22 protein-coding genes are annotated in these 25461 nt (G+C 42.7%); 10 read left to right on the top strand and 12 right to left on the bottom strand.

Translation table 11 applies throughout. From position 1 onward, the window contains the following. Nucleotides 1–84: 84 nt before the first annotated feature. From yjgA to mazG, 9 genes are all read right to left on the bottom strand, one after another. Nucleotides 85–594, bottom strand: coding sequence for a ribosome biogenesis factor YjgA (gene yjgA, locus LAJ61_RS05125; protein ID WP_007116564.1), 510 nt, complete (start codon nucleotides 592–594; stop codon nucleotides 85–87). Nucleotides 595–645: 51 nt separating this feature from the next. Continuing rightward, nucleotides 646–1521 (bottom strand): RNase adapter RapZ, encoded by an 876-nt coding sequence (gene rapZ / locus LAJ61_RS05120; RefSeq protein WP_204155222.1) that lies wholly within the window; start codon nucleotides 1519–1521, stop codon nucleotides 646–648. A gap of 2 nt (nucleotides 1522–1523) precedes the next feature. After that, complete coding sequence (panC, locus tag LAJ61_RS05115) at nucleotides 1524–2468, bottom strand: pantoate--beta-alanine ligase (RefSeq protein ID WP_224054708.1); 945 nt, start codon at nucleotides 2466–2468, stop codon at nucleotides 1524–1526. Nucleotides 2469–2487: 19 nt separating this feature from the next. Further along, entirely contained in the window at nucleotides 2488–3369 is an 882-nt protein-coding gene (panB, locus tag LAJ61_RS05110; protein WP_224054707.1) for a 3-methyl-2-oxobutanoate hydroxymethyltransferase, read from the bottom strand. 205 nt (nucleotides 3370–3574) lie between these two features. Next, nucleotides 3575–4069: a 2-amino-4-hydroxy-6-hydroxymethyldihydropteridine diphosphokinase gene (gene folK, locus LAJ61_RS05105; RefSeq protein ID WP_224054706.1), complete on the bottom strand. Its 495-nt coding sequence runs from the start codon at nucleotides 4067–4069 to the stop codon at nucleotides 3575–3577. Next, on the bottom strand, nucleotides 4066–6210 hold the full coding sequence (gene pcnB, locus LAJ61_RS05100; RefSeq protein ID WP_472776721.1) for a polynucleotide adenylyltransferase PcnB: 2145 nt from the start codon (nucleotides 6208–6210) through the stop codon (nucleotides 4066–4068). Before pcnB ends, folK begins: the two co-directional genes overlap by 4 nt. A gap of 343 nt (nucleotides 6211–6553) precedes the next feature. After that, the gene (locus tag LAJ61_RS05095) at nucleotides 6554–6877 is read right to left on the bottom strand and encodes a ComEA family DNA-binding protein (RefSeq protein WP_224054704.1); all 324 of its coding nucleotides are present in this window, start codon (nucleotides 6875–6877) and stop codon (nucleotides 6554–6556) included. Between the two features lie 202 nt (nucleotides 6878–7079). Then, entirely contained in the window at nucleotides 7080–7349 is a 270-nt protein-coding gene (locus tag LAJ61_RS05090) for a hypothetical protein (RefSeq protein WP_224054703.1), read from the bottom strand. A gap of 306 nt (nucleotides 7350–7655) precedes the next feature. Beyond that, nucleotides 7656–8480, bottom strand: coding sequence for a nucleoside triphosphate pyrophosphohydrolase (mazG, locus tag LAJ61_RS05085; protein WP_224054702.1), 825 nt, complete (start codon nucleotides 8478–8480; stop codon nucleotides 7656–7658). A 327-nt stretch (nucleotides 8481–8807) separates the two neighbouring features. On the opposite strand from mazG, the gene LAJ61_RS05080 reads away from it, so the two are divergent. The 6 genes from LAJ61_RS05080 to LAJ61_RS05055 all read left to right on the top strand — a co-directional run bounded on the left by LAJ61_RS05080 (nucleotide 8808) and on the right by LAJ61_RS05055 (nucleotide 18646). After that, entirely contained in the window at nucleotides 8808–10007 is a 1200-nt protein-coding gene (locus LAJ61_RS05080; RefSeq protein WP_224054701.1) for a nucleotide sugar dehydrogenase, read from the top strand. Between the two features lie 83 nt (nucleotides 10008–10090). Next, nucleotides 10091–11545: a phosphohexomutase domain-containing protein gene (locus LAJ61_RS05075; protein ID WP_224054700.1), complete on the top strand. Its 1455-nt coding sequence runs from the start codon at nucleotides 10091–10093 to the stop codon at nucleotides 11543–11545. A 100-nt stretch (nucleotides 11546–11645) separates the two neighbouring features. After that, nucleotides 11646–13676: an O-linked N-acetylglucosamine transferase, SPINDLY family protein gene (locus tag LAJ61_RS05070; protein WP_224054699.1), complete on the top strand. Its 2031-nt coding sequence runs from the start codon at nucleotides 11646–11648 to the stop codon at nucleotides 13674–13676. Between the two features lie 366 nt (nucleotides 13677–14042). Further along, nucleotides 14043–15689 carry a transferrin-binding protein-like solute binding protein gene (locus LAJ61_RS05065; protein WP_224054698.1) on the top strand — a complete coding sequence of 549 codons (1647 nt, stop codon included), beginning with the start codon at nucleotides 14043–14045 and terminating at the stop codon, nucleotides 15687–15689. A 169-nt stretch (nucleotides 15690–15858) separates the two neighbouring features. Then, the gene (locus LAJ61_RS05060; RefSeq protein WP_224054697.1) at nucleotides 15859–17337 is read left to right on the top strand and encodes a surface lipoprotein assembly modifier; all 1479 of its coding nucleotides are present in this window, start codon (nucleotides 15859–15861) and stop codon (nucleotides 17335–17337) included. A gap of 70 nt (nucleotides 17338–17407) precedes the next feature. Further along, nucleotides 17408–18646, top strand: coding sequence for a lipoprotein-releasing ABC transporter permease subunit (locus tag LAJ61_RS05055; protein ID WP_224054696.1), 1239 nt, complete (start codon nucleotides 17408–17410; stop codon nucleotides 18644–18646). Nucleotides 18647–18940: 294 nt separating this feature from the next. On the opposite strand, the gene LAJ61_RS05050 is transcribed toward LAJ61_RS05055, so the two are convergent. Further along, entirely contained in the window at nucleotides 18941–19564 is a 624-nt protein-coding gene (locus LAJ61_RS05050; protein ID WP_224054695.1) for a thiol:disulfide interchange protein DsbA/DsbL, read from the bottom strand. A gap of 524 nt (nucleotides 19565–20088) precedes the next feature. On the opposite strand from LAJ61_RS05050, the gene ubiG reads away from it, so the two are divergent. From ubiG to LAJ61_RS05030, 4 genes are all read left to right on the top strand, one after another. Continuing rightward, complete coding sequence (gene ubiG, locus LAJ61_RS05045; protein WP_135887748.1) at nucleotides 20089–20823, top strand: bifunctional 2-polyprenyl-6-hydroxyphenol methylase/3-demethylubiquinol 3-O-methyltransferase UbiG; 735 nt, start codon at nucleotides 20089–20091, stop codon at nucleotides 20821–20823. A gap of 40 nt (nucleotides 20824–20863) precedes the next feature. Beyond that, complete coding sequence (locus LAJ61_RS05040) at nucleotides 20864–21574, top strand: HAD family hydrolase (protein ID WP_224054694.1); 711 nt, start codon at nucleotides 20864–20866, stop codon at nucleotides 21572–21574. Nucleotides 21575–21686: 112 nt separating this feature from the next. After that, a complete protein-coding gene (locus tag LAJ61_RS05035) occupies nucleotides 21687–22457 on the top strand; it encodes a YciK family oxidoreductase (protein ID WP_065253893.1) in 771 nt (256 codons plus the stop codon). An 89-nt stretch (nucleotides 22458–22546) separates the two neighbouring features. Further along, entirely contained in the window at nucleotides 22547–22813 is a 267-nt protein-coding gene (locus tag LAJ61_RS05030) for a DksA/TraR family C4-type zinc finger protein (protein WP_050325275.1), read from the top strand. A gap of 38 nt (nucleotides 22814–22851) precedes the next feature. Here LAJ61_RS05030 and LAJ61_RS05025 read toward each other — a convergent pair whose 3' ends face one another. Both LAJ61_RS05025 and LAJ61_RS05020 read right to left on the bottom strand, forming a co-directional pair. Beyond that, complete coding sequence (locus LAJ61_RS05025; RefSeq protein WP_224054693.1) at nucleotides 22852–24510, bottom strand: phospholipase D family protein; 1659 nt, start codon at nucleotides 24508–24510, stop codon at nucleotides 22852–22854. 38 nt (nucleotides 24511–24548) lie between these two features. Then, nucleotides 24549–25454 carry a crotonase/enoyl-CoA hydratase family protein gene (locus tag LAJ61_RS05020; RefSeq protein WP_224054692.1) on the bottom strand — a complete coding sequence of 302 codons (906 nt, stop codon included), beginning with the start codon at nucleotides 25452–25454 and terminating at the stop codon, nucleotides 24549–24551. Between the last annotated feature and the right edge of the window lie 7 nt (nucleotides 25455–25461).

Below are 25461 nucleotides of genomic sequence, written 5' to 3'. Positions count from 1 at the left end.
ATAAATCACTCATACAGTCATCCGCTATACCCACTAGCCAAGCCACATAGGGATAAGTGGTTAAAAAACTGGCAATCAGTCCGACTATTTACCTTTGGACAAAATCGCCACTTGGCGGATATAAGTGTGCAAATCAGCCACACTCTCATTCATCAATTCATCATCTTGGGTGTATTCGGCGTAGGCAATCCAAATCAGTAGCTGCTTGATGGTGTTGAATTCACTGTCAAAAAAAGTTTTGGTAAATTGTTTTAAGGTATTGTCATCTTGCAAATTTAGGCGCGTTTGCCAGCTTTCAATTTTGGCTTGTTGCTCAGGGCTAAAGGTATGGCGAAATAAAAATTCGACAATCGCATGCGGTTCTTCTTCAGCCAGCAATTTGCCCAAACGCTTGATGTGACGCTTACGTGCTTCATGGCTGGTAATATCGGCAAGCTGCAGCAAGTCATCCAAAAAAAACTCACTGGCAGGCAGTGCCTTCATCTGTTTTTTTGACAAATTGGCAAGTGGCTCAGCCAGTCGCTGTAGGCGCTCATGGGCTTTTTTTAGTTCGGTACGGCTAACCGCCATATCCATTTCAGCAAAATTAATCATTTATCAATCTCAAAGTTATCAATCATAAGTACAAAGTTGATTCAGAACGTGCTACCAGCGATTTTTTTCACGGTGCTTGATACGTACCACCATCTCTTTGGGTAGCGATTGGGTCAGTGACTCGCCCAATTTTTCTGCGATATAAACAGAGCGGTGTTTGCCCCCAGTACAGCCGATAGCGATGGTCACGGTATGGCGATTGTTGTGCAAAAAAGGCGGCAGCCATTTTTTAAAAAAAGCGATAATATCATTCGCCATGTCATCTACTTCGCTATATTCAGCAAAAAATGCTTTGACATCATCATCTAGCCCTGTCTGGTTGCGCAGTTCAATCTTCCAATGGGGGTTTGGTAGGGTGCGCACATCAAAAATAAAATCAGCATCAATCGGTGCTCCATATTTAAACCCAAAGGATAAAATATTAACGGTTACCGCATTATCCACACCCAAATGATCGCGAATGACTTCTTTGAGTTGGTGGATATTAAGAAGGCTAGTGTCAATTTTGATATCAGCGCGGATGGCAATCGGCTCTAAGATATCGATTTCTTTTTTGATGGCATTGGGTAGATTACCCGATACCGCCATTAACGGATGCAGACGGCGCGTGGCGTCAAACCGTGCCACCAGGACGCTTTCTTGGGCAGTCACATACAGTATTTTAATCGCCGGTTTGCTATAAGTCTCTATGAGTTTATGATAGACCTCGGCAAACCGCGATAAGTCCGCTTGTGGCGAGCGTACATCCACACCAATGGCGATTTTATAAATTTGGCTGTCATGTACAAGTTTATCAATGGCACTAGGAACTAGCGAGAGTGGCAAATTATCAATTGGATAATAGCCAAAGTCTTCCATAATATTGAGAACCGATGTCTTACCCGAGCCTGAACGTCCTGAAACAATGATAACTTGTAGCGTTGACATAGTTAATCCTTCACAGATGCGGTAGTAGGTTGTTGATTAAAATCGCTACCCAATTCTTGATTTAGTTCCTGATTCAGTTCCCGAATAAACTCTAGGTTATCTAAAAGCCGTGTTTTCTTGCCCAAAAAAGCGGCGGTCAAAATTACCAAATCTTTATCAGTGGGCTTCGGCGGTTGTAATAAGCGATTTTTAACTTCCAAATAATCCACTTTAAAGCCTGAGTCAGCCACCATCACGCGATTTAACTTATCAATCGCGTCGGCAATAATCTTGTCAAAATCGACAAAATTGGCAGTTTTTAACTCATTGGCAAGCTGTTGCAAGCTTTTTTGTAAGGTGGGGGCAAGTTGACGTTCGGCTTCGCTTAGGTATTGATTGCGAGACGATAATGCCAAACCGTCATAAGCACGCACGATATCCACTCCGACAATCTCAATGGGGAAATTTAGCTCAGCGACCAACTGGCGGATAATCGCAAGTTGTTGATAGTCTTTTTTGCCAAAAACAGCGATGTCAGGTTGGACGATATTAAATAGTTTACTCACCACCAAGCCGACACCATCAAAATGGGTAGGGCGAGTGTTGGCGCACAAGATTTTGCTAATATCGCCAGACAGCACTTGCACGTTATTAGGGTAGGTTGGGTACATTTCTTCCACGCTTGGGGCAAATACAAAATTTGCCCCTGCTTCGGTAAGTTTTGCCACATCAGCCTCTAGCGTACGTGGGTAGGTATCAAAGTCTTCACCCACGCCAAATTGGGTTGGGTTAACAAACACACTGACCACCACGATATCGGCAAGTTCCTTGGCTTTTTCGACGAGGGTCACGTGACCGCTGTGCAAATTGCCCATCGTGGGAACTAGCGCTATCTTTGGCGCAGCCGCTTGATGGCGTAAAGGTTTTAAGGTGTCACGTAATGCGTTGATGGTATGAAATACTTGCATTTTTTTGCCTTTATGATTACTAAAAACTATGCGCTGGCGTTGGGAACGTACGCTCTTTGACCGCTTTATGATAGGCTTTAAACGCCCCGGTGATATCTTTGGTTTCGTTATGCTCGTCGGTCAAAAAGTCTTTGACAAACTTGGCAGGTTTACGGGTATATACCCCAAGCATATCGTGCATAACTAGCACTTGACCATCACAATCCACGCCCGCACCGATACCAATCACAGGCACTGGGAAAGTGTCACGCACTTTTTTGGCAAGTTCAGCAGGGACGCATTCGAGTAGTAAAATGGCTGCACCCGCTTCTACCACTGCTTGACAGTCAGCCATAAGTTTTTCCGCTTGGGCATCGGTTTTGCCTTGTACCTTGTAGCCACCAAACACATTCACTGATTGCGGTGTCAAGCCTAGATGCACGCAGGTCGGCACGCCGTTGTTGGCAAGCACTGCCACGATTTTGGCAAGCTCAGCACCGCCTTCGATTTTGACCACATGCGCGCCTGCTTGCATGACAGCAGTACTGGCATCGAGTGCGCGCTCAAGCGTGGCGACACTCATAAAAGGTAAATCACATAAAATCAGTGCATGACTGTTGGCACGAGCCACGTTTTGGGTATGATATACCATGTCTGCGATTGTGACAGGTAAGGTTGAGGTTTGTCCTTGCACTACCATGCCAAGGCTGTCGCCAATCAAAATCGTATCAATCGCGGCAACTTGCATGGCTGCTGCAAAACTGGCGTCATAACATGTCAAGCACGAGAACGTCTCGCCATTGGCTTTGAGTTTGTTTAAGGTGGACAAGGTCACAGGTAATTTAGGCTTGGTCGTCGCTGCGGCAGATGTTGACTCAGTTGTTGAATCGGGGTTAGATTCTAGGTTGCTAACGTAGCTCATGCGGTTTCCTTTAAAAAGCAAGGTTAAAAGAATCAAGGGTAAAAGAAGTAAAGCTAAAAGAAGCAAGGGCAAAAGAAACAGGCAAAAACAAGAAATAGGGAAAACAAAAAACGTTACTTTATCAATGGTTTAATTTTTTGCGATTTCAAATCCATGGCGCCAATAATTTGTTAATTTTACAAAAAACCATGTTAACTGATATGGGTTAAAGCACGGTTAATTTTTCCAAGCCCTGCCACTGTTGACTGGTCGGTAAATCTGCCAATTTTTGCCCATTTACCATAAGGGTTGGGTCAAGCTCTAGCATCGGAATCAGCACAAAATTACGCACAAATAAGCCCTCATGTGGCACTGTTAAACGCGCATTGTTGATGGTGTCATCACCATACAACAGTACATCGACATCCAAACTACGCTCACCCCAGTGGCGCAAACGCGTGCGCTTGGCAGCGCTCTCCAAACTTTGGCAAAAATCCAATAGCGCTAAGGGTGCCAAATCGGTATCAACTTTTACCACCGCATTAAAAAAATCGGGCTGGTCGGTGACCCCAAAGGCTTTGGATTGATACAGTGATGATGCTGTAACATTGGCAAAGTGCGGCGATGCGTAAAACGCCGCAATAGCATTGGCAATATGCTGCCTTGGCGTACCAAGCGCGTTTGCGATATTGCCACCCAAACCGATATAGCAATTAATCATGGCTGATGACCGTCGATTTTGACCGCGCGTTTGCGAGTGCGTTTTGGCGCTGCCGGTGCCTCGTCCTTAGTCACCGCGTCTGCTGAGAATTTGCTATCAGCAACCGCCTTTTTACGCGTCCGTGGCACTCGCTTTGGCTTTGGCTGTACCACGCCACTGTCAATCATTGATTCATTGGAAGCCGAATGATTGACCGTGCCAGTGTCAGTGCGAATGTCAGTGCCAATGCTAATATTAGTATCAATATCGGTATGAGTCACCGCCTGATTGTCGGTGCTTTTTTTGACGGGTGTTGGGCTGACAGGTTCGCCACGCAAATCACTAGCGGATGTTGTGATATCCGCTTGCTGGCGTTGCTCCAAAATCGACCAGTTTGAGCTGGGGGTACGTCGCGCACGTTTGGCAGGTACACTGGCTGCCGATAAATAGGCTTTGTCACGTTTGCGTGAGCGACTTAGTTGTGAATCATTTGGGTGCGAATTATTTGGGTGTGAACTATTTGGGCGTGCGTTTGTCTCAGCATAAGCTGATACCAAAGCAGAAACTGTCGGCGGATAAGGGTGGTCATCATCTTTTTGCGCTGTGATTGGCGCTACGATAAGTGATTTAGCGGGTGCTGAGTTAGTGTGAGTGGCAAGCGATAATTGCTGCAGCTGGGCTTTTTCAAGTTGCTGCTGCTGTGTTGGTTTGTGCGCTTTGGTAGATAGCGCCGTATCTTGCAGCAGTTCATGCTCGATTTGGCTGCTTGCTGCAAACGGCAAACGACGTCGTTCGCGGCGGCGCTTTCCATGACTAAAATCGCTACCCATGTCTGCCTTATTATCAGGCACCGTATCGCTAGTTTGGTAAGCAACACTGTCATCCTCAAAAATGGTTTGATTGACAATATTGGCAAAGCGCAAACGTACCGATTCAAGGTCAAACTCATCAATCGCTTGTTGCTGCTGTTTGGCACCTAGGGTTTGAAACCACGCCCACCAATGTCCCATGCCGTTGGTGCTTTCATCATCCAACGTAATCGCTGCGCCATGCTGTTTGGCAAGCGCTTGGTTTTTGGCTTCTACCTGTTCACGCATCATCAAAAAGTCATAGGCAGCCCGAAAACGCGGATTTTCAAACAGCTTTTGCAGATTTTTTTTGCGCGGCTGGGCAAGTCTTGGCTGCATGAGCCAAATATCTTTAATAAACTGCTCGGCAAACTTGGGCATCGCCGTGTGCTGGCGCTGCTTGTCCAACACTTTATTGGCGGCTTGGTTTTGAGCGTCGCTAAATGGTGTGTTCTTTTTAAACTTATCCAATAAATACAGATAGTTTTCCCACAAAATAGTCGCATAAAAGAACGCAGGGTTAATGCTTTTACCACTACCTATGCGCCTATCGGTATTGATGGTGACTTGGTTGAGTAGTGGTGTTACAGTTGTCGGTGGATAAAACAACAACTGGGAAAACGCACCATAATCAAATAACAGCGGTAACATCGGTACTAAATAGCCGCCTGTGAACATTTTTTGCGTTTCATCGTACAAGCGGTGAGGGGATACTTGTGCCAATAATGCCCAGTTTTGCGCGTTGAATTGTTGGTTTAAGGCATTGTCAAAATCAAACTGCAATTTTGCCTTAAAACGCAGCGCTCGTAGCAGACGTACAGGGTCTTCTTCCACCCGTTTTTGGGTGTCGCCGAGCAGACGAATGGTGCGGTTTTCAACATCTTTTAGCCCACCACAAAAATCATAAACGATATCGTCAAATGGCTGATAGTACAGGGCATTGATACTAAAGTCGCGGCGCACCACATCTTGATAGATATCACCCCACACATTGTCACGCATGATCATGCCGTCTTCGGTGAGATGATTGTTGTCCTTAGGCGGCGCGCGAAAGGTGGCAACTTCAATCATATCGCGACCAGAATACACATGACACAGCTGAAAACGCCGTCCGATGATGCGGCAGCGTTTGCCAAATACTTCTTTGATTTGGTTTGGGGTGGCGTTGGTCACAGCATCAAAGTCTTTGGGCTTTAAGCCTAACAAGGCATCACGCACCCCACCACCGACGATGTAGGCTTCAAAACCCGCCTGCGTCAGTGTGCTAATCACTTCTTTGATGGAGTTGGGTAAATCAGCTTTGTTTAAGCCCAGTTTTTTGGCATCCCGGCGAGCCGACTGTCTATCTAAAACATAATCGGTTAGAGTATTGCCAGCAGCGGTTGCCGTGCTAGGTGATTTGCGAGTTTTTTTTGCCATGTATAGTAACCAAAATCCATGAAAACGGCAGAAATTTATTAGCGGTTAGTGTACCAAATTTCTGCCTAACTAGGGATATTAATTCACGGTTACAAAAAATCCAGTGAGCGAAAAATATTGTCTACTGATTGATTATCTGTAGGATGTGAGCGCTACCGGATGAAACGGTTTGCTTGCTAGTACAGAATATATAAAAGATGAGAATAGACTTGTGATGATTGCCCATGATTTGCTATCACTATTGGGTGGTGATGCGGTGGCGATTTTTATCGACAGTCGCTTTACCGATACCTTTGACGTTGGCTAGGTCATCCGCTGTGGCAAACGGCGCTATCATTTGCCGGTATAAAATAATTTGCTGCGCTTTTTTGGCGCCGATACCATCAAGCTGTGTGAGCTCGGCTTCACTGGCTGTATTGATATTAATCACTTTGGGTAAATTGGCAAGGTCATTTGCAGAGGATTTTGTGCTACCACCGTTAGTCCCTGTCAAATTTGTCACTGCCAAAAAAGCCTGCTCGGGCGTCAAGGTTGGGGTACATACTTGTGCCTGTGCGGGCATTGCGCATAGGGCTAGAAATAAAATGGCAAAAATTGAGCCAACTAATAATCGAAAAATCATTGTTTTAACGGTCAAATCCCTGTTAACTCAGTATACCTTGCCCAGACTTTTGAAACAATAAATCTTGGGCAATAAAAAAGCCAAAACCCAGTCAGGTTTCGGCTTTTACTATGCATTAAAGTCTTAATAAGACGAGGATAAATTATCTTTGCTGACCTTCTGCATAATGGTGACCACGGTTTACTTTGACCTGTTTTTTGACATAATGTTTTTTCACCTGTTTTCTAACAGGTTTTTTGACAATTTTTTTGACAGGTTTATGGTGTAATTCATTCTTATGAACCACTTTTTTGTGAGTTACGTTTTGGCTAGGTGCGTTATGGGCAGGTACAGGTGGTACAGCCGGTGCTGCAAAAGCAGTTGTTGAAGCAAATACCAAGGCTAGGGCGGATGCAAATAGCGTTTTTTTCATAGTCGTCTCTTAAAATATTATTGTTATACCGATTTATGTAATGGATCAACAAGATTGAATAAACAAGATAGATTCAATAACAAACGAATCAAACCTTGTGTTAAATCAATGCTATTAAATCAATGCTATTAACCAAATTGGTTTAATACATGGGTTTAATGAGTTGATGTGAGCTATTATGCCACCCCAAACTTAGTACAAACTTAGCTAAAAAACTGTTTTACCAAAAAAATGTACACGGCATGTAAACAGGGTATTAGCTGTCAATAATACTAGACCCTAAAACCTAGTCGCCACTAAACCCCCTTATGCAAATTTTTCATGATGTTTTGCCAAATCCCACAAGTTATCCATTTCCTCTAAGCTAGCAGTTTCAGGGGTTTTACCGATTTTAGCGAGCTCATCTTCAATAAAGCCAAAACGAGAGCGAAATTTATGCACGGTGGTCAAAGTCGCTTTTTCGCTATCAATGCCCAGTTTGCGAGCAATATTGACTAGGGCAAAAAAACAATCGCCCAGTTCTTTTTCTAGCAGCGCTTTTTGCGCAGGCGTCGGTTTTTGACCATCGATTGGTAAGATTTCTTTGAGCTCTGCCACTTCTTCATCCAATTTGTCCACCGCACCCGATACCACATCCCAATCAAAACCGACTTTATTGGCAGTTTTTTGTAGTTCTTGCGCTTGCATTAACGCTGAGCCTGCCTTGACCGCATCAAGGGTGCGGCGATGGTTTACCAGTTTACCCTGTTTGGCTTTTTCGGCATTTTCCAAGGCTTTGATTTCATCCCAGCGTTTTTTGACATCTTCATCGGTTTTTAGATTTTCTTTGTCGAACACATGCGGGTGACGGCGAATGAGTTTTTGTTGCAAGGTGAAAATCACCTCGCTGATATCAAACTGCTGCTGTTCTTCATATAGACAAGCGTGAAAAACCACTTGTAACAGCACATCGCCAAGCTCACCCTTGATGTCGTCAATGTCACCCGATTGTATGGCTTCGACGAGCTCATAGGTTTCTTCTAGGGCGTAGGGGATGAGGCTATCGTTGGTTTGTTTTTTATCCCAAGGGCAGTCTTGGCGCAGTCGTGCCATTAAGGCAATAAGGTCAGCAAAATTGGAAGTTGGTTGCATCGTTATCTCTAAAGGGTGATTGATAGTAAATGATGAAAAATTCACAATATAATTGACCTAGCTATTTTAGCGCATTTGACATGGCAATCTAAGTCCATTGGTAAGTATTTGCCTTGACAGTCTAGATGCCTAAAATACAGAGGCTTTAAATACAAATACCTAAAACACAGATGCGGCAAAATAATCGTTGTCATTGCTATGCCATTTTGTCAAACTATAGTGATATTGGCACAAACTTACCTAATTTAAAAATATAAGAAATATCAAGGCTAAAAATACGCGACGGCTTCGCTAATTTTTGCTGCGATTTGTAAGGTTTCATCACCCATGATTACAACTATTTTTGTCATTGGGGCAGGCTATGTCGGTCTGTCCAATGCGGTACTTTTAGCCCAGCCTAAACTCGCTAACCAAGTCACCTTGGTCGATATCGATGCCCAAAAAATTGCCCAATTACAACAGCAAGAGTCGCCGATTGACGATGCGTTGATTGCGCAGTTCTTGGCAACCCAGTCCTTGAATTTAACAGCGCAGTTGGTGAGTGAGGCGGATTTTTCAACCGCAGATTTAGTGATTATTGCAACACCGACCAACTACGATGTCGCCACTGGCAAATTCGATACCTCATCGGTGGAAGCCAGTATCCAAACCGTACGCGCTCACAACGCACAAGTGCCGATTGTGATCAAATCGACTGTGCCGATTGGATTTACCCGTGACATGCAGGCAAAGTTTGATACGCGTATTTTGTTTATGCCGGAGTTTTTGCGGGAAGGCAAAGCGTTATATGACAACCTGCATCCGTCACGTATTATCGTTGGCTGTGATATAAACCATGTGCCAGCGCTGCAAGATGTTTGCCACCAATTAATAACCCAATACCAAACTGCCAGCGAACAAACCCACACCCCAAGCCAAATCATGCCGCCCACTGAGGCAGAGGCGGTCAAACTATTTGCCAATAGCTACCTTGCAACACGCATTGCATTTTTTAACGAGTTAGATAGCTTTGCCGAAAGCATGGGGCTTGATAGTGAGTCGATTATCACCGGTGTCAGCTTAGACCCGCGGATTGGCATGCATTACAACAACCCATCATTTGGGTATGGTGGCTATTGTCTACCCAAAGATACCCAACAGCTTAAAGCCAATTATGAAGGGATTCCTGCCAATGTGATTCATGCGGTGGTGGATGCCAACAATACCCGCAAACGCTTTATCGCCCGTCAAATTATCGCCAAGCAGCCTAATACCGTGGGTGTGTACCGATTAAGTATGAAAAAAGATGCCGATAACTTTAGAGACTCTGCAATTTTGGACATTATTGAACTGCTCAAACAACATGCCATTGATGTACAAATCTATGAGCCCAGTCTGTCGTCACTGCAGTTTATGGATTGTCCCGTAGTCAATGATTTAGCAAGTTTTTTGGAAACGAGCGACGTGATTGTCGCGAACCGATTACATCCCGAATTAGCGCACGTCAAGGCAAAAGTGTATAGCCGCGATGTGTTTGGTGATAGCTGATCATTGCCAGTGAATAACTGATTGTGAGTAATTAACAGTTAATTGAATGACATTCTTAATTCTTAATCCCATGAGCCACGTATATGAATGATTTTTCTCCCATCACAATTTCGTCTTTTAAAGCCTATGACATCCGCGGCGAACTCGGTAAAAATCTTGACGAGGACATTGCCTACCGTATCGGACGTGCTTTCGCCCAATTTTTAAGTGAACCGCTATCAAATCAGCAAAAACCAGCGATTGTGATTGGCTGTGACATTCGGCCCAGTAGTGCAGCCCTTAAAAAAGCCACCATACAAGGCATATTAGATGCAGGTATTGATGTGATTGATTTGGGCATGACAGGCACTGAAGAAGTGTATTTTGCCACCAGCCACTATGGCGCGATTGGCGGTATTGAAGTAACCGCCAGTCACAACCCCATTAATTATAACGGGCTAAAATTGGTGCGTGAACAGTCCAAACCCATTAGCGCGGACACCGGCTTGGCAGATATTCAACAAATCGCAGAAAAAGGCGCGTTCAAAGCGGCAGCCAGTAAAGGCGAGTATCAGTTAAAAGAAGATAAAACCGCCTATATCGACCATCTGATAAGCTATATTGACGTCAACGCGTTACGACCTTTGACAGTGGTCGTCAACTGTGGCAACGGTAGTGCCGCGCCAACGATTGATTTGCTTGAGCAGCGTTTACAAGCTGCCAACGCGCCTATTAATTTTATCAAAATCAATCATGCGCCCGATGGCAGTTTTCCCAATGGTATTCCCAATCCCATGATTATTGCCAACCGTAAAGTGACGGCAGACAAGCTATTGGCAGAGAAAGCGGACTTAGCGATTGCGTTTGATGGCGATTTTGATCGTTGTTTTTTCTTTGATGAAAACGCTCGATTCTTGGAAGGCACTTATGTAGTGGGGGTGCTTGCCAAAGCTTTCTTGGATAAAAATCCTGCCGAGGCGATTGTCTATGACCCGCGCAATATCTTAAATACCGAAAGCGTCATCGCGGCGGCCGGTGGCAAAGCGACCATCAGTAAGTCAGGGCATTCTTTCATCAAACAAGTCATGCGTGAAAACAACGCAGTGTATGGCGGCGAGATGTCTGCGCATCATTATTTTCGCGATTTTAACTACTGTGATAGTGGCATGATTCCGTGGTTATTGGTGATTGAGCTATTATCAAAATCAGGCAAAACAGAAGCGCCAAAAAAACTGTCGCAACTGGTTGATGAGATGATTGCCGCTTTTCCCATCTCAGGTGAGATTAACTTTAAATTAGACGGCATCACTGCGCCCGCGGTGTTGGCAAAACTTGAAGAAAGCTACCAACAATTTGATAGCCAAACGGCGACCCTTGATAAACTCGATGGCTTGTCGGTCAATTTTCCACGCTGGCGCTTTAACGTCCGCGCTTCCAACACTGAGCCACTGATTCGTCTCAATGTTGAAGCAAGCGGTGATAAAATGCTATTGGATGAAAAAACCAAAGAGTTAGAAAATTGGATTGTGGCACAGGGCGGCACGCCAGCGGATCATTAATACTTCTGATAATTTACAATTGATTAAGGTTGTAAATGTTTTGTAGTTTGCCAACTATCTATTATAATCAACTACAAATCTCTGATATGACATTTTTTCAATGAACCCGACACAAACAAAATCTTCCGCTGTTAACAACGTATTGCTTAATAATGATTTAACAAATGACGTTTTGCCAACTACAGATACTGCACCAAATATATTGCAATACTCACAATTAAAGCCTATACCAAAATCTATTAATGTGATGGTGGTGATGGCAAGGGCATTTTGGACGAAAGGTGATTTAGATAATGCCATGATTTGGTTAAACAAAGCATTGGCAATGACGGTCAAACGTGCGGATATCTGGTATGACAAGGCTAACCTATTAATGCTACAGGATAAAACTGTCGAGGCAGTGGTATGTTTTGATAGAGGCTTTCAACTAGATGACCCAAACATTAATGATCTTCATCAAATCGGCACCTTAGCAAAAGAGCAAAAGCAATTTGACATTGCGTCACGCTGTTTTGAGCGTGTTTTGTCAGCCTATGAAGATTATCCTAATATCTATTATGACTTGATATACACAACTTATTGGAAGCGTGCTTATACTAGAACTGTTGAGCTATGCGATACTGCCCTTAGTAAAACCCCTGATGTTGTATATTTTTGGTTTATGAAAGGTTATGCTTATAGAGAGCAACGCCTATATCCACAAGCGATTAAGAGCTTTGAAAAAGCTGCCGAAATTGACCCTCACTATCCTGAGTTACTAGGTATTTTATTTGGTTTAAAAACAAAAATCGGAGACTGGAATAATCTTACCGATTTGACTGAACAGATGATAACGAGCATGGATGCTAGATATCCTATTGCTGCGCCCTTTGATTTTGTTGCGGCATGTGATGCGCCTCAGCAACAATTATACTGTGCTGAGTCTTATGTACAGCGCAATGGCTTCATCGAAAAGCCCTTAACGACTGAGCGATTTGATTTTACTGAGCAAATTCAATCGCGCATTAAGGTTGCTTATGTGTCTGCCGATTTTTATAACCATGCCACAGCTATCTTGATGGCAGAGTTATTTGAAGTACACAATAAAGAACGTTTTGAAATCTACGCCTATTCGTATGGTGAAAATATTGAAGACGAATGGCGTATTCGCTTACGAAATGCCTTTGAGCATTTTCATGAGGTATCAGACTGGGATGATAAGAGCATTGCTGAGCATATTCAAGCGCAGAATATTAGCATTGTCATTGATTTAAAAGGCTATACTACCCACTCAAGAACAGGTATTTTTAGTTACCGTCCTGCCCCTATCCAGATAAATTATATTGGCTTTCCTGGCACAATGGGTGCTTCTTTTATTGATTATATCATTGCAGATAATACTCTCATTCCACCACACCTTGAAAAGTTTTATAGTGAAAAAATCATTAGATTGCCTCATACCTATCAGCCTAACGATCGACATCGGATAATTGGTGATACTGTGCCGAGTAGGGCGGAAGTTGGTTTACCAGAATCAGGCTTTGTGTATTGTTGCTTCAACAATCCTTACAAGGTAATGCCAGAGACATTCTCGGTGTGGATGCGAATTCTTCAAGCTGTCCCCGACAGCGTGCTATGGCTATTAAAAGATGAACCTGAAACTGAGGCAAACCTTAAGCACCAAGCCTCTATGGCGGGGGTTGACGCCAGTCGTCTAATATTTGCAGAAAGACGTTCGATTCCAGAACACTTAGCCCGTCATACGCTAGCGGACTTATTCTTAGATACGCTACCCTATAATGCACATACCACAACAAGTGATGCATTATGGACAGGTTTGCCAGTGCTCACCTGCATGGGACAGTCTTTTGCTTCTCGAGTCGCTGCAAGCTTACTAAACGCATGCGGTCTTACCGAACTTATAACCGAGAATCGAGCGGATTATGAAAAGCTTGCAATCGAACTAGCCCGCCATCCCACAAAATTAGCGACAATTCGAGCCAAATTAATTGCAAATCGAGATGAGCATCCCTTATTCGATACAGTAAGATATGCCAAAAATTTGGAAACTGCTTTCGAGACAATAATCCGATTGGCAAATGACAAGAAGCCGCCGGCAAGTTTCACTGTAATGAATAGTAAGTTAATTTAAAGCAACAAATTTAACCTTTGAAATATATTAAAATACATAATCAATACAATTATGATGAATATTATTATGCGAATAGTGAAAAATATTTAAATTCAATCTTTGCCGTATATTGACGCAGATATTAAATAATTATCATTAGAATTTTCTCATAAGTATTTGTTTTTAATTAAATTTATTTGATTTGTAAATAATAAGCTAAATTTGGTAAATAAATTGTAAATATATTGACGATATAGAAAAAAGTCTGCTATTATCCTACTTACAGATAGCAAAAACACTGTAACATTACAAAAACTCATGCCTTAACATCGCTATGATTTATTTTTTTGAGTTTTTGATTGTCTCCCCAATCATAAGGAATTCCAGATGAAAATGAAATATTTAGCTCTAGCGATTATGAGCGTAGTATCAACGACTGCATTGACTGCTTGCGGCGGCAGCGATAGTGATGGTTCAGGAACTTTTACTCCACCAGGCACGCCTACCACTGCGACTTCAGGTACTACTGCAACTAGCGGTACTACAGCGACTTCAGGTACTACTGCAACTAGCGGCACTACAGCGACTTCAGGTACTACAGCGACTTCAGGCACTACTGCAACTAGCGGTACTACAGCCACTTCAGGTACTACTGCGACCAGCGGTACAACCAGCACCAATCCTGGCGCAGGTGATGTAACGCAAAACCCAGTTATTAACGGTGTTAAGATTGCAGAAACCCCAAGCGTTGTTGGACAAAACTACAATCGTAACGCACAAGCAAACTTTGACTATGTGGCTAATAAAGACGCCGCTAATAAAAGTCAACCGCTTGCTTTAGGTGGCAAAACCCTTCAAGACAAAGACATGAAAAATATTGTTTTAGGTCGTGAAGTGTATAATGATCAAGTAGTAGATGTAAGCCGTTACGCTGGTAAAATCAATGGTGATGATGCAGCAGCAGCAGTTGCCTACAATACCATAGCTTTTACTGATGAGACACGCGCTGCTACTGCAGTGAAACCAATTAAAGTTGACAATAGCTCGCTACAAGTGCGTAATGATACTGTAATTACAGCACCGCAGACTTATTTAGCCAAGCCAGCTGATTCAGCAGGCTTATACCATCAAACTTCTACTTCGAACGCCTTCACTTTGGGTACAGTAGAAAGTACTAATGTAGAAACGGCAAATGATACTACTGATACTCGTATCTTTGGTTCAAAAGCATTCGACAAAGATGGCGTCTATACTAATAAAGCAGCTACTAACTCGTACCGTGCTGTGTCATCAACGTCTAATGCCACAGGCGCCATGACTTATGCAAATACGGCTAATCTACAAAACATTAAATTAGATAATGTACAGTATGGTCGTGTAAGTACTAATATTGATGCATTAGATCCTGCTACTGTAGGTTCAGTTGCGAAAGGTCAACAATTTGTCGGTACAGAAGCTCGCGCATTTAATGCGAAAGATGCAGTTAACACTTACTTCTATCGTGGTTTAAATGAAACTACGCTAGCTCAGATGAAAGCGTTACCGCAGGATGCAGTTTATAATTATTATGGACATGCATTGACTTACGGTTTGAATGGTGCAAGTGGTTCAGCTGCTAATCCTGAGTCTAACTCTGTAGGTGATAGTCAAAAGGTTACTACCTTGGGTGATTTTGTAGCAGCTCAGTATAACGTTAAAGACAAAAAATTAGCGGGTAATATCTATAATGTTAAATTTACTAATGATACTAATGGCGTTCAAAACCCACTAGTTACATTTAGTGGTAATGTTACCGGTAATACTGTGGTAGGTACTTCTACGCTTACAAATGCTGTTTCTTCTAGTGTTACTGATAGAACGGGCGATCTTAAAGCATCTTTCTATGGCAATGCGGCTCAAGAGTTGGGCGGTGCTGTAAACGCGCTTGAAGGAGAGAAGTATGGTAATTCAGCATGGGGTGGAGTATTCGGTGCGAAACGTGATATCGTAGCTCCTGTAGATACAAGCGGAAACGTTTCTTCTAACGAACGTTAATCAAAATCATTGTTAATGATTCTTGTAAAAAACGGCTAATTTATTAGCCGTTTTTTTATTGCTATAATATTTATGTGGATAAAGATTTTGTAATAATCTAGTCTTTCAATCGTAGAGATTGTTATAATGGAACACATTTTTTGATCATCTTTCCTTTATAGGCTTACATATGTTTACTACCCATTTGTCATCATTTTACCGACCGCTAGTAAAATACCCAATGCTATTTACCTGTGTTGTACTGCCATTACAAAGTTATGCTGAAGAAAATATATCCGCTACTCAGTCTACTACGGTAGAAAGCGCTAATTCTAGCACTACCAATAGTAACCTGCCCAAATTAATGGATAAGAAGGCCTCTATTGAATATCTTAAAAATAATCCAGAGGAAATGGAAAAAACCCTTTCGTATTTGATTTTTCGTCAAGATGCTGATGCATTAAGAGATTTGATACCTGTTTATGCCCAGTATCCACAGCGAGACGAATCAGTGGTTGAATGGGGAAAAGGCATCATTGCGATGAAGGAAGGTCGAGTGGTTGATGCAATTCATTTATTTCGTAAAGTTAATGCAGTGTTACCCAATATTAGATTATTGCGTTTTCAATTAGCTTATGCCTTATATCAAGACAAACAATTCAAAGCGGCTAAGAATGAGCTGGAAAAACTTCGAAGTAGCTTAACCGATCCAAAAGAAATAGAAAGTATTAATCAATACATTAGAGCGGTTGATAGTAATGAACGATGGGTATTTGACTTTAATTTTAGTTTCTTAAATGATGATAATTTGACCAATGCCTCAGCTGTTGGTACCACCTTAACAAATGGCAATGTACCTTTAGTTAATACCCAGCCACATGAGGAAGGAAAAGGCATTGGTTATGGTATCGGAGCGAATAAAAAGTGGTTAATCAATGATCGGTATTATGTGCCTTTACATTCAAATATCTATGGCAAATATTATTGGGATAATCATAAGTTCAATGAAGTCAATGCAAATGTTGGATTAGGGATTGGCTATCAAAATGCGACAACTGAGTTAGAACTTTATCCTTCGTTGACTCAAGAATGGTATGGCGGTGGCGTATCTCGTACAGAAAACAAAGGTGAATTAGAGAAATATTATCAAAATAAAGCATTAAACTTAAGTTACAATCATTGGGTTACACCAAAATTAATGTATCAAAATTTTTCACAGCTTGCCCAGTTGCGGTATGAAGATGCATACGATGTTAATGACATGAATTCTAAACTTTTTTCAAATTCACTTGTTTACTTGCCTAAACAGACTCGTTCTTTGACAGGCAGTATTGATTATGTAAAAGGGGATAATGATAAAGGTTATGAAGGCGATTCTTATGACCGTGTAGGTATTAGATTAGGGTGGGGAGAAGCATGGAACCATGGTATTTCAACACGTTTATCTATGGGTTATGCTCAAAGAGATTATGATGCGCCTCAAGACTTCATAGGTATTCAGCGTAAAAATAAAGAGTATGATTTAGGCTTAAGCCTTTGGAAGCGTGATCTTACATTATTTAAGCTTACGCCGCGTTTATCTTGGAATTATCATAAAGTGAAAAGTAATAGTGCTTTTGAAGAGTACTCAAAAAACAACCTTAATCTAGAATTAACCCAAACATTCTAATTGTTATCAATTATCGAATTATCTACAATGGGCGATATTATATCGCCCATTGTATATTTAGGAAATCTTTATGTTCCGTCCTATTGCTGCCTACATTGGTTTACGCAATGTTTCTGCTAAAAATTCTAATACATTTATTTCTTTTATTTCTTTAATATCAATGCTTGGAATGATTTTAGGAGTGGCGGTACTTATTATTGTATTATCAGTAATGAACGGTTTTGAACAACAAACCAAAATTAAAATCTTAGGCATATTACCTCAAGTTGCTGTATTTTCGCCTAATCGGTTGCCCGATTGGCAAAATTTAGCTATTCAAGCACAACAGCAAGATAGCAATATTCAAATGATTGCCCCTTTTAGTCGTACACAGTGCATGGTAAGTACACCACAGGGTGGCGTCTCCACTATACTCTTGAGTGGTATTATACCAGAATACGAAAAAAAATTATCTATCGTAGATGATCAAATGATAGAGGGTAATTTTGAAAGTTTATCTCAACAAAAAAATAATATTATCATTGGAAAGGCTTTGGCGGAATCCCTTAAAGTCAAGCTAGGAGATCAAATTACTGTTATTCTAACCCAAGGCACAAATTCGGCATCTGGCGTTATTCCTCGCTACAATCAGTTTACTGTTTCTGGGATTTATAAATTAAGATCTGACTCAGAAAAAATTTTCGCTTATGCACCTATGGAAACGGTCAATGCAATCTTGAATCAGCCACAAGGAGCTCAGGGTTTACGTTTCAAGCTCAAAGATGTATTTAAAGCGCCTCAGACCGCTGAGAAAGCAATCCAACTAAAGCAAGGCTTAAGTGCACAAAATTGGACGATGACTAATGGTAATATGTTTAAAATACTCAGAATGCAAAAGACAATGATTGCGATGATTTTAGCTTTTATTATTTTGGTAGCAGGTTTTAATTTAGTTTCTAGTCTAATTATGATGGTAACTGAAAGAACTAGTGAAATAGCTATCCTAAAAACTATAGGAGCTAGCCGCAATCTGATAGTTAGAATTTTTATATTCCAAGGCAGTGTAATTGCAATAATTGGCGCATTAACGGGAGGATTGTTGGGATTGGGCTTAGCAATGTCGATTGGCACAATTTCTCGATGGGTAGATACTACTTTTAACTTAGATTTATTTGGTACCTACTTTGTCACTGAGTTGCCCTCAAATCCCCAAGCAGGTGAAATTTTGCTAGTCGTCATAGGAAGCATACTAGTGTCTGTGCTTGCCGCCATATATCCTGCTTACAAAGCGGCAAATATTCAACCCGTACAAGGGTTAAAAGCAGAGTAGATTACTAAGATGTATTTAATACAGAAGAAAATTAATTGATAAATTGGAAAAAAGTATGTGGATGTTGGTGCTTCAATACTAAAAGTCACCCGTAAAATCTAAAATAATTTTGGTAAATGTAGGAAGCACTACAAAAGTAAAGCATTTTTTATTTATTTTTAAACAATGTAACTCATTGACTTCTTAAATTAATGCGTTACATTGCCTTATCTGATGATTTACGTCAAATTCGAATAATATTTAGAAATAACAACTGCTATATGAAAATTAAAAGTAAGTAACGTAAATAAACAGTTATTTACCACCACGCTCAGCACGGGCTTTATTGATGAGATAGTTAACCACTTGTGGCACTTTACCATCCTCACCCTCAACAACGTATTTGCCATCAACCACAACCGCAGGTACCCCTGATAGTTGGAAGCGCTGCGCCGCATCTTTTGAGCGTGCGATACGGGTATTCACTGCAAAAGAATTGTACATGCTGTTAAATTTATTGATATCCACGCCTTTTGATGCGTACCATTGGCCGATAGAGGTTTGGTCAAACAATTTTTGACGGTCTTTTTGAATGGCGTCAAACATTGCTTGGTGGGTTTTGCCTTGATAACCTAATAACTGTGCGGCATAAAAACCGCGGGCGTTTTGTTCCCACACAGGGTTCATCGCAGCTGGCGTCTGCATAAACACCACATCAGCTGGCAATTTTTTTGACCACTGTGCCATGTAAGGTTCTAATTTGTAGCAGTGTGGGCAACCATACCAAAAAAATTCACGAACAATGATTTTATTGCCTTCAATTTTCTCTGGGTTTGCAAGCACCTTATAGTCTTGACCCGCTACAAAATCTGCAGCTTGAGTTGATAAACTGGTCAAGCCGATAGCGGCGGCGATTGCGGTCATTGCTAATTTTTTCATGGTTGCCTCATTAACAGTCAAATCATAGGGTCTAGCACGGCTCATATCTTATAGTATCTTATAAAGAATAGTATCTTATAGAAAATCGCTTGCTAGTAGGGCTCAAAATACGAAAATACCTGCGCGTTATACTATCATAAATTGAGGACGTGCCTAAGTGTAATACTTTGTAAACTAAAAAAAACTACACTGACGAAAAAAATAAGCAATATGTTAATTAAATTTTATAAATTAAAAATTATATTTTTTAAGTTTAATTTATCAGTCATATTTAAAGTTGGAAAGTTATGCGGTTATGGAGCAATAAGCTATTTTACCCTACAAATTTATCCTACAATTTTACGCTATCAGCCTGCCACATAAATTCTACAGCGCATGGGCTAAAAACTGTTAGAATAAGGCTATTTTTGATAGCAATTGTGGTTAGCGAGTAACCGCATTTCAAAAAACGCGATAACATGCTATTAAAGTAAAAAGTATCGAATTAAAAAATAGCGAAGTAAAAATCAAACGGAACTATCATCATGACACAACCGAACCTACAGCAAAACGTCGACTTACAAGAAGTACAAAAATTCACCGACCTTGCCAATGAATGGTGGGACAAATCAGGCGCGTTTGCCACCTTGCACCAAATCAATCCGCTACGCTTAAACTGGATTGAACAGCAAACCATCGCCCGCCAGCAATCAGGCTTAACAGGCAAAAAAGTGTTAGATGTCGGCTGTGGTGGTGGTATTTTGTCGCATAGTATGGCAGTGCGCGGCGCCACAGTGACGGGTATTGATTTGGGAGAAGCCAATATCAAGGCAGCACAAATCCATGCTACGCAGACCAGCCAAGCGATTGATTTTGCTTGTGTTGCTGTAGAAGATTTTGCCAAAGCGCATGCTGGTGAGTTTGATGTAGTGACTTGTATGGAAATGCTCGAGCACGTGCCAGACCCGCAGTCTATTATCAATGCTTGTTTTACCCTGCTCAAACCCAATGGCGTATTGGTACTATCGACCATCAATCGCAACCCAAAATCCTACCTGTTCGCGGTGATTGGCGCTGAATACTTATTACGCTTGTTGCCACGCGGCACACATGATTATGAAAAATTCATCACCCCAGCCGAGCTAGATCGGTTCGCTCAGCGGGCAGGCTGCAAGCGTCAAGATTTAATTGGCTTACATTACAATCCACTTATCAAGCACTACTGGCTGGCACAAAATGTTGACGTTAACTACATGATGGCAGTCTACAAACCTCAGTAGTTGGCTTTACTTAAATATTAATCGTTGATTTGAGCAAAAAATGACTGAAAAATGCCAAGCAGTATTGTTTGACCTTGATGGTACCTTGATTGATACGGCACCTGATTTTATTCGGATTATTAAGGTGATGTGCGCCAAACACCAGCACCCAGCGCCCAGTGATACCGCCATTCGTGAGCAAGTTTCTGCAGGCGCCAGAGCCATGGTCAAGCTGATGTTTGGCGAGCTTGCCGATGTGACTGAGGATGACCCAACCTTGCTGGCTTATCGGCAAGATTTTTTGGACACCTATGAAGCCGATATCTGTGTTGATAGCCGCTTGTTTGATGGGCTTGATTCGCTGCTAAAAAACTTGGAATCACGTGGCATTGTATGGGGCATTGTCACCAATAAGCCGCGTTATTTGGCGGAAAATTTGTTAGAGAAACTTCAGCTAACTGAGCGCTGTGCCGTACTGGTATGCCCTGATGATGTCAAACACACCAAACCTGACCCAGAGCCCATGTATTTGGCAGTAGCACGGCTGAATGAACAACTCGGGCGTCAGTTACAGCCTGAAAATTGTGTGTATGTCGGTGACCATATCCGTGACATTCAAGCGGGCAATGTGGCGAATATGCGCACGATTTTGGCAGCTTATGGCTATATTCCCCCTGAAGACCAAGCGGATTTGGGCAGTTGGGGGGCAGATAACATCATCCATAGCGTCGATGAATTGACCGCTTTGCTTGGCGATTGGACGGATGCTTGAGCGGACATTTGAACAAGCAACTAGGCGCTTGATGCATAGACAAGGCGTTAACAATTTGACCGATTTTTAGTAAATTTTTTAGCAAGCTTTTGAGAAAAATTTTGAGGAAACTATGACTTTAGCAACGCATGATGATATCCGTAACTTTATCCCACCTACCGATTGTCTAAAAGGTAAAAATATTTTGGTCACAGGGGCAGGTGATGGCATCGGTAAAGCAGCCGCGCTAAGCTATGCAAAATATGGCGCCACCGTGCTACTACTTGGCAAAACCGCGAGCAAGCTTGAAGCTGTATATGACCTAATTGAAGCAGAAGGTGGTGCACAACCTGCGTTGTTGCCGATGAATTTAGAGAGCGCCAGCTACACCGAAATGCAGCAATTGGCGATTTTGATTGAGCGTGAAGTCGGGCATTTGGACGGTGTTTTACACAATGCAGGGTTGCTCGGTGTATTGACCCCGCTTGAGATGTATGACCCGATTATTTTTGAGCAAGTGATGAAAGTCAATTTTAATGCCACCTTTACCCTTACCCAAGCTTTGCTACCGCTACTCAAATCTGCACAAAGTGGCTCAGTGGTGTTTACCTCTAGTAGTGTTGGCAGCCGCCCACGCGCGTTTTGGGGGGCGTATGCGCTGTCAAAATTGGCGGTAGAAGGCATGAGCGATATTTTCACCCAAGAAACCCAAAAAACCACCACCCTGCGCTTTAACTGCATCAATCCCGGTGCCACGCGTACCCAAATGCGGGCTGCTGCCTATCCGAGCGAAAACCCCAACACCTTGCTTGCGCCCGAAGACTTAATGAGTGCGTATGTTGCCTTGATGAGTGATGAGGCGGCAGGTATCAAAGGTCAGGTGATTGATTTACAGCCACAATAAAATGGCGCGATGATGGCTTTAATACGCTATTGAAATTTGACAAAACCACTACCATATTATGATTAACCTATTAAAATCCAAGGAAAAATATGGCAAGTGGTTGGGCTGCGGATGGCGCAGAAAACGAGCAAATTGAAGCGACTATTAATGACGCGATTGAACGGGCAAAACGGGCATTGCCACAGGGCGAGAGCCTAACTCATTGTGAGGAGTGCGATGCGCCGATTCCCGAAGCACGGCGTCTTGCGATGCCAGGGGTGCACTTGTGTGTGCGTTGTCAACAATCGCTAGAACAGCATCAGCAAAAAGTTGAGCTATTTAATCGCCGTGGTAGTAAAGATAGCCAATTGCGCTAAGCGTATTGGCTCACGCTGTCGTTCATAACAATGACAGCTTATAAAAATCTTTCAAGCGGCAGGTGCGATAGCATCCATACTAGGGTACGCTGCCAAGCCTTGGTTTGTGGTTCTTCATCATACGTGACGATTTGACCGTTCTCGAGCGTTGACCACTGAATATTGTCATCTTTGAGCGACAAGGTGTAGCTGGTTGTTGGCAAGGCTTGCAAAAATTCATTGCGGATTTTATTGGCAAGGACAGGGTGGGCGATGGCAACGCCAAGTTCGGTATTGGTCAAGGCTGAACGTGGATCAAAGTTGAATGAGCCGATATACACCTTTTCACCATCGCTTTCAAACGTTTTGGCATGCAAGCTGGTTGCAGAGCTTCCCGTCAAGTATGAATCACGCAGATTGTCTTTGATGGCATTGGGCTTTAGCTCATATAGCTTGACCCCAGCTTTGAGTAAGTCTTTGCGGTGTTTGGCATAGCCAGAATGCACAAGCTTGACATCGGTGGCGCTCATGGCATTGGTTAAAATATTCACCGCTACGCCTTTTTTTGCAAGGTTGATAAAATAATCTTTGCCTTGTTCCGTGGGTACAAAATACGCAGAGATTAAATTGAGTTCACTACTAATTTTACCTAAGCTTTGGTTGATGTCTAACCCTTGGCTATTGGCTTTGCTGACCAGTTTATCAGGATTGTCCGTCAATAGCTGAACGCTTGCCCAGTAGAGCGGCAATTTTTGTTGTTTGATTTGGTTGACAAAGTCGATTGCCACCAAGCGGTTTAGATAGTCGTTTTTCAGCTTTAGCACAGGGTCGAGTTGTTGTGATGCGGGTTTATCAGCTTTTTGGGTTTTTGGGGTAAACACTTGGTTTAGGGCAGATGCCTCAGGTTTTTTGACCAAATCGGTGATAGGAAAAGCCAGTTTATGGTTCCAATATTGGTCAAATGCTTGTGACATCTGCGGCACAATATGCCCAACCATCAGCACATCTAGGTCAGAAAATACCATCTCTTGGTTTAAAGAAAAATACTCATCCCCAATATTGCGCCCGCCTGTGATGGTGATTTGGCTATCGGCGGTGATGGATTTGTTGTGCATACGATGATTAAGCCGCTCAAAATTGCCCACAAACCCTAGCCAGCGCCACGAGCGAAAACGATTGGGGTTCATCAGCCTCACTTCAATATTTGGGTGTTCATTGAGTAGCCACAGCGTTGGGTCGAGACCACGGGTATTGTTGTCATCTATCAATAATCGCACGCGCACACCGCGCTCTGCCGCTTCTTTGATGGCTTGGAACATCAGATTGCCAGTGATGTCGTTATTCCAAATATAGTACTGCACATCTAGCGTTTTCTCTGCAGTGCTAATGAGCAGCATACGTGCGGCAAACGCATCCATGCCATCGGGCAAGGGATAAACGCCCGTTTTTTGTGGATTGCTTTTAACCAACTCTGCGATGCCATCGGCCATGCTTTGCGAGCCAAATTGGCGAAAACGACTGGAGGGCTCATCAGGTGGCATATCCGTTGCCACCGTTTTTTGATTGTCTTTGGTAATGACAGCGGTTTGGTAAGTGCTTAGCTTACCCGTGTTGGCAGGCAGACGACCCCACCAGGCGATAAAAAACAAAATCGCCATACATACCAAAAATAGGCTGGCTAAAAAAATAAGACGACGTTTGAACAGGGGTCTTAGCATGATGGCACTCACCAAGGTCAATTAAGCCGTAGGTTAAATTAGTTAAATTGACGCCCAATAAATTTGATGGTTTCATCCTTGGCTTTTTTGACGGCAAGTTTGCGGTTTTGTCCTAGAAGTAATTTGATTTGCCACAGTTTCTCTTGATACAAGGTTGTTGCAGGCGTGTGATACATGGCATTGATGATGCGTTTGCTCGCCAAGACGGCATCGGGGGAGCGATTGCTTAATTCTGCGACCAAATTTTTGGCAACTTCCATCGGTGTATCGCTTAGATGGCTGACTACACCGTAGTCAAAGGCCTGCTGCCCATCAAAAATCCGTGCCGTCATTGCTAATTCCTTGACGATATCGGCGCGTAGCACCCCCATTGCAGACCGGGTCAGTCCCATATCCGCTACCAGTCCCCATTTGGCTTCCATAATGGCAAATTGGCAATCCGCTGTGGCGATACGGATATCGGTCGCCAGTGCCAACTGTAGCCCTGCGCCAAGGCAATGTCCATGCAATACACTGACGACAGGCATCGGCAGTTCTCGCCACACAAGGCACACTTTTTGAAATTTACTTTGAAACGGTTTGATAAGCTCCCAAGCGACCTGTTTTAGGTTTTTTGGGTTGTTTAAATCCGCCAAATCAATGCCGGTAGAAAAGCTTTTACCTTCACCTGCCAAAATCACCGCCCGCAAGTCCGTCCAGGTAGTGAGCAGGTGGGCTAAATCAATGAGTTTATCCATCAACGCAAAACTTAACGCATTGCGCTTGTCAATCCGTGTCAGCCAAACAATGACGCTATCATCACCGCTAAGTTCCAACCGCACATCGGGCGCAAGGTTATCGTTTGCAGCTTTGATACGCTGCGCTAAAGATAAAGCAGTAGCACGCTGAGAAAATGGCAACAATCCTACACACGGCAATATTTTTGATACCGACAAAACCGACATACGCATC

The sequence above is a fragment of the Faucicola osloensis genome, assembly GCF_020041925.1.
Taxonomy (GTDB): domain Bacteria; phylum Pseudomonadota; class Gammaproteobacteria; order Pseudomonadales; family Moraxellaceae; genus Faucicola; species Faucicola osloensis_D.
The sequence above is the reverse complement of the archived record's forward strand: the minus strand, read 5'-3'. Positions and strand labels throughout refer to the sequence as shown.

Excerpts from the sequence above, each read along its gene's own strand:
- folK (WP_224054706.1), bottom strand. The coding sequence starts at position 4,069 with ATGATTAATTGCTATATCGGTTTGGGTGGCAATATCGCAAACGCGCTT.
- ubiG (WP_135887748.1), top strand. The coding sequence starts at position 20,089 with ATGACACAACCGAACCTACAGCAAAACGTCGACTTACAAGAAGTACAA.
- LAJ61_RS05065 (WP_224054698.1), top strand. The coding sequence starts at position 14,043 with ATGAAAATGAAATATTTAGCTCTAGCGATTATGAGCGTAGTATCAACG.
- LAJ61_RS05025 (WP_224054693.1), bottom strand. The coding sequence starts at position 24,510 with ATGCTAAGACCCCTGTTCAAACGTCGTCTTATTTTTTTAGCCAGCCTA.
- mazG (WP_224054702.1), bottom strand. The coding sequence starts at position 8,480 with ATGCAACCAACTTCCAATTTTGCTGACCTTATTGCCTTAATGGCACGA.
- rapZ (WP_204155222.1), bottom strand. The coding sequence starts at position 1,521 with ATGTCAACGCTACAAGTTATCATTGTTTCAGGACGTTCAGGCTCGGGT.
- yjgA (WP_007116564.1), bottom strand. The coding sequence starts at position 594 with ATGATTAATTTTGCTGAAATGGATATGGCGGTTAGCCGTACCGAACTA.
- LAJ61_RS05050 (WP_224054695.1), bottom strand. The coding sequence starts at position 19,564 with ATGAAAAAATTAGCAATGACCGCAATCGCCGCCGCTATCGGCTTGACC.
- panB (WP_224054707.1), bottom strand. The coding sequence starts at position 3,369 with ATGAGCTACGTTAGCAACCTAGAATCTAACCCCGATTCAACAACTGAG.
- LAJ61_RS05070 (WP_224054699.1), top strand. The coding sequence starts at position 11,646 with ATGAACCCGACACAAACAAAATCTTCCGCTGTTAACAACGTATTGCTT.
- LAJ61_RS05020 (WP_224054692.1), bottom strand. The coding sequence starts at position 25,454 with ATGTCGGTTTTGTCGGTATCAAAAATATTGCCGTGTGTAGGATTGTTG.
- LAJ61_RS05035 (WP_065253893.1), top strand. The coding sequence starts at position 21,687 with ATGACTTTAGCAACGCATGATGATATCCGTAACTTTATCCCACCTACC.
- LAJ61_RS05075 (WP_224054700.1), top strand. The coding sequence starts at position 10,091 with ATGAATGATTTTTCTCCCATCACAATTTCGTCTTTTAAAGCCTATGAC.
- LAJ61_RS05040 (WP_224054694.1), top strand. The coding sequence starts at position 20,864 with ATGACTGAAAAATGCCAAGCAGTATTGTTTGACCTTGATGGTACCTTG.
- LAJ61_RS05060 (WP_224054697.1), top strand. The coding sequence starts at position 15,859 with ATGTTTACTACCCATTTGTCATCATTTTACCGACCGCTAGTAAAATAC.
- panC (WP_224054708.1), bottom strand. The coding sequence starts at position 2,468 with ATGCAAGTATTTCATACCATCAACGCATTACGTGACACCTTAAAACCT.
- LAJ61_RS05095 (WP_224054704.1), bottom strand. The coding sequence starts at position 6,877 with ATGCCCGCACAGGCACAAGTATGTACCCCAACCTTGACGCCCGAGCAG.
- LAJ61_RS05030 (WP_050325275.1), top strand. The coding sequence starts at position 22,547 with ATGGCAAGTGGTTGGGCTGCGGATGGCGCAGAAAACGAGCAAATTGAA.
- LAJ61_RS05080 (WP_224054701.1), top strand. The coding sequence starts at position 8,808 with ATGATTACAACTATTTTTGTCATTGGGGCAGGCTATGTCGGTCTGTCC.
- LAJ61_RS05090 (WP_224054703.1), bottom strand. The coding sequence starts at position 7,349 with ATGAAAAAAACGCTATTTGCATCCGCCCTAGCCTTGGTATTTGCTTCA.
- LAJ61_RS05055 (WP_224054696.1), top strand. The coding sequence starts at position 17,408 with ATGTTCCGTCCTATTGCTGCCTACATTGGTTTACGCAATGTTTCTGCT.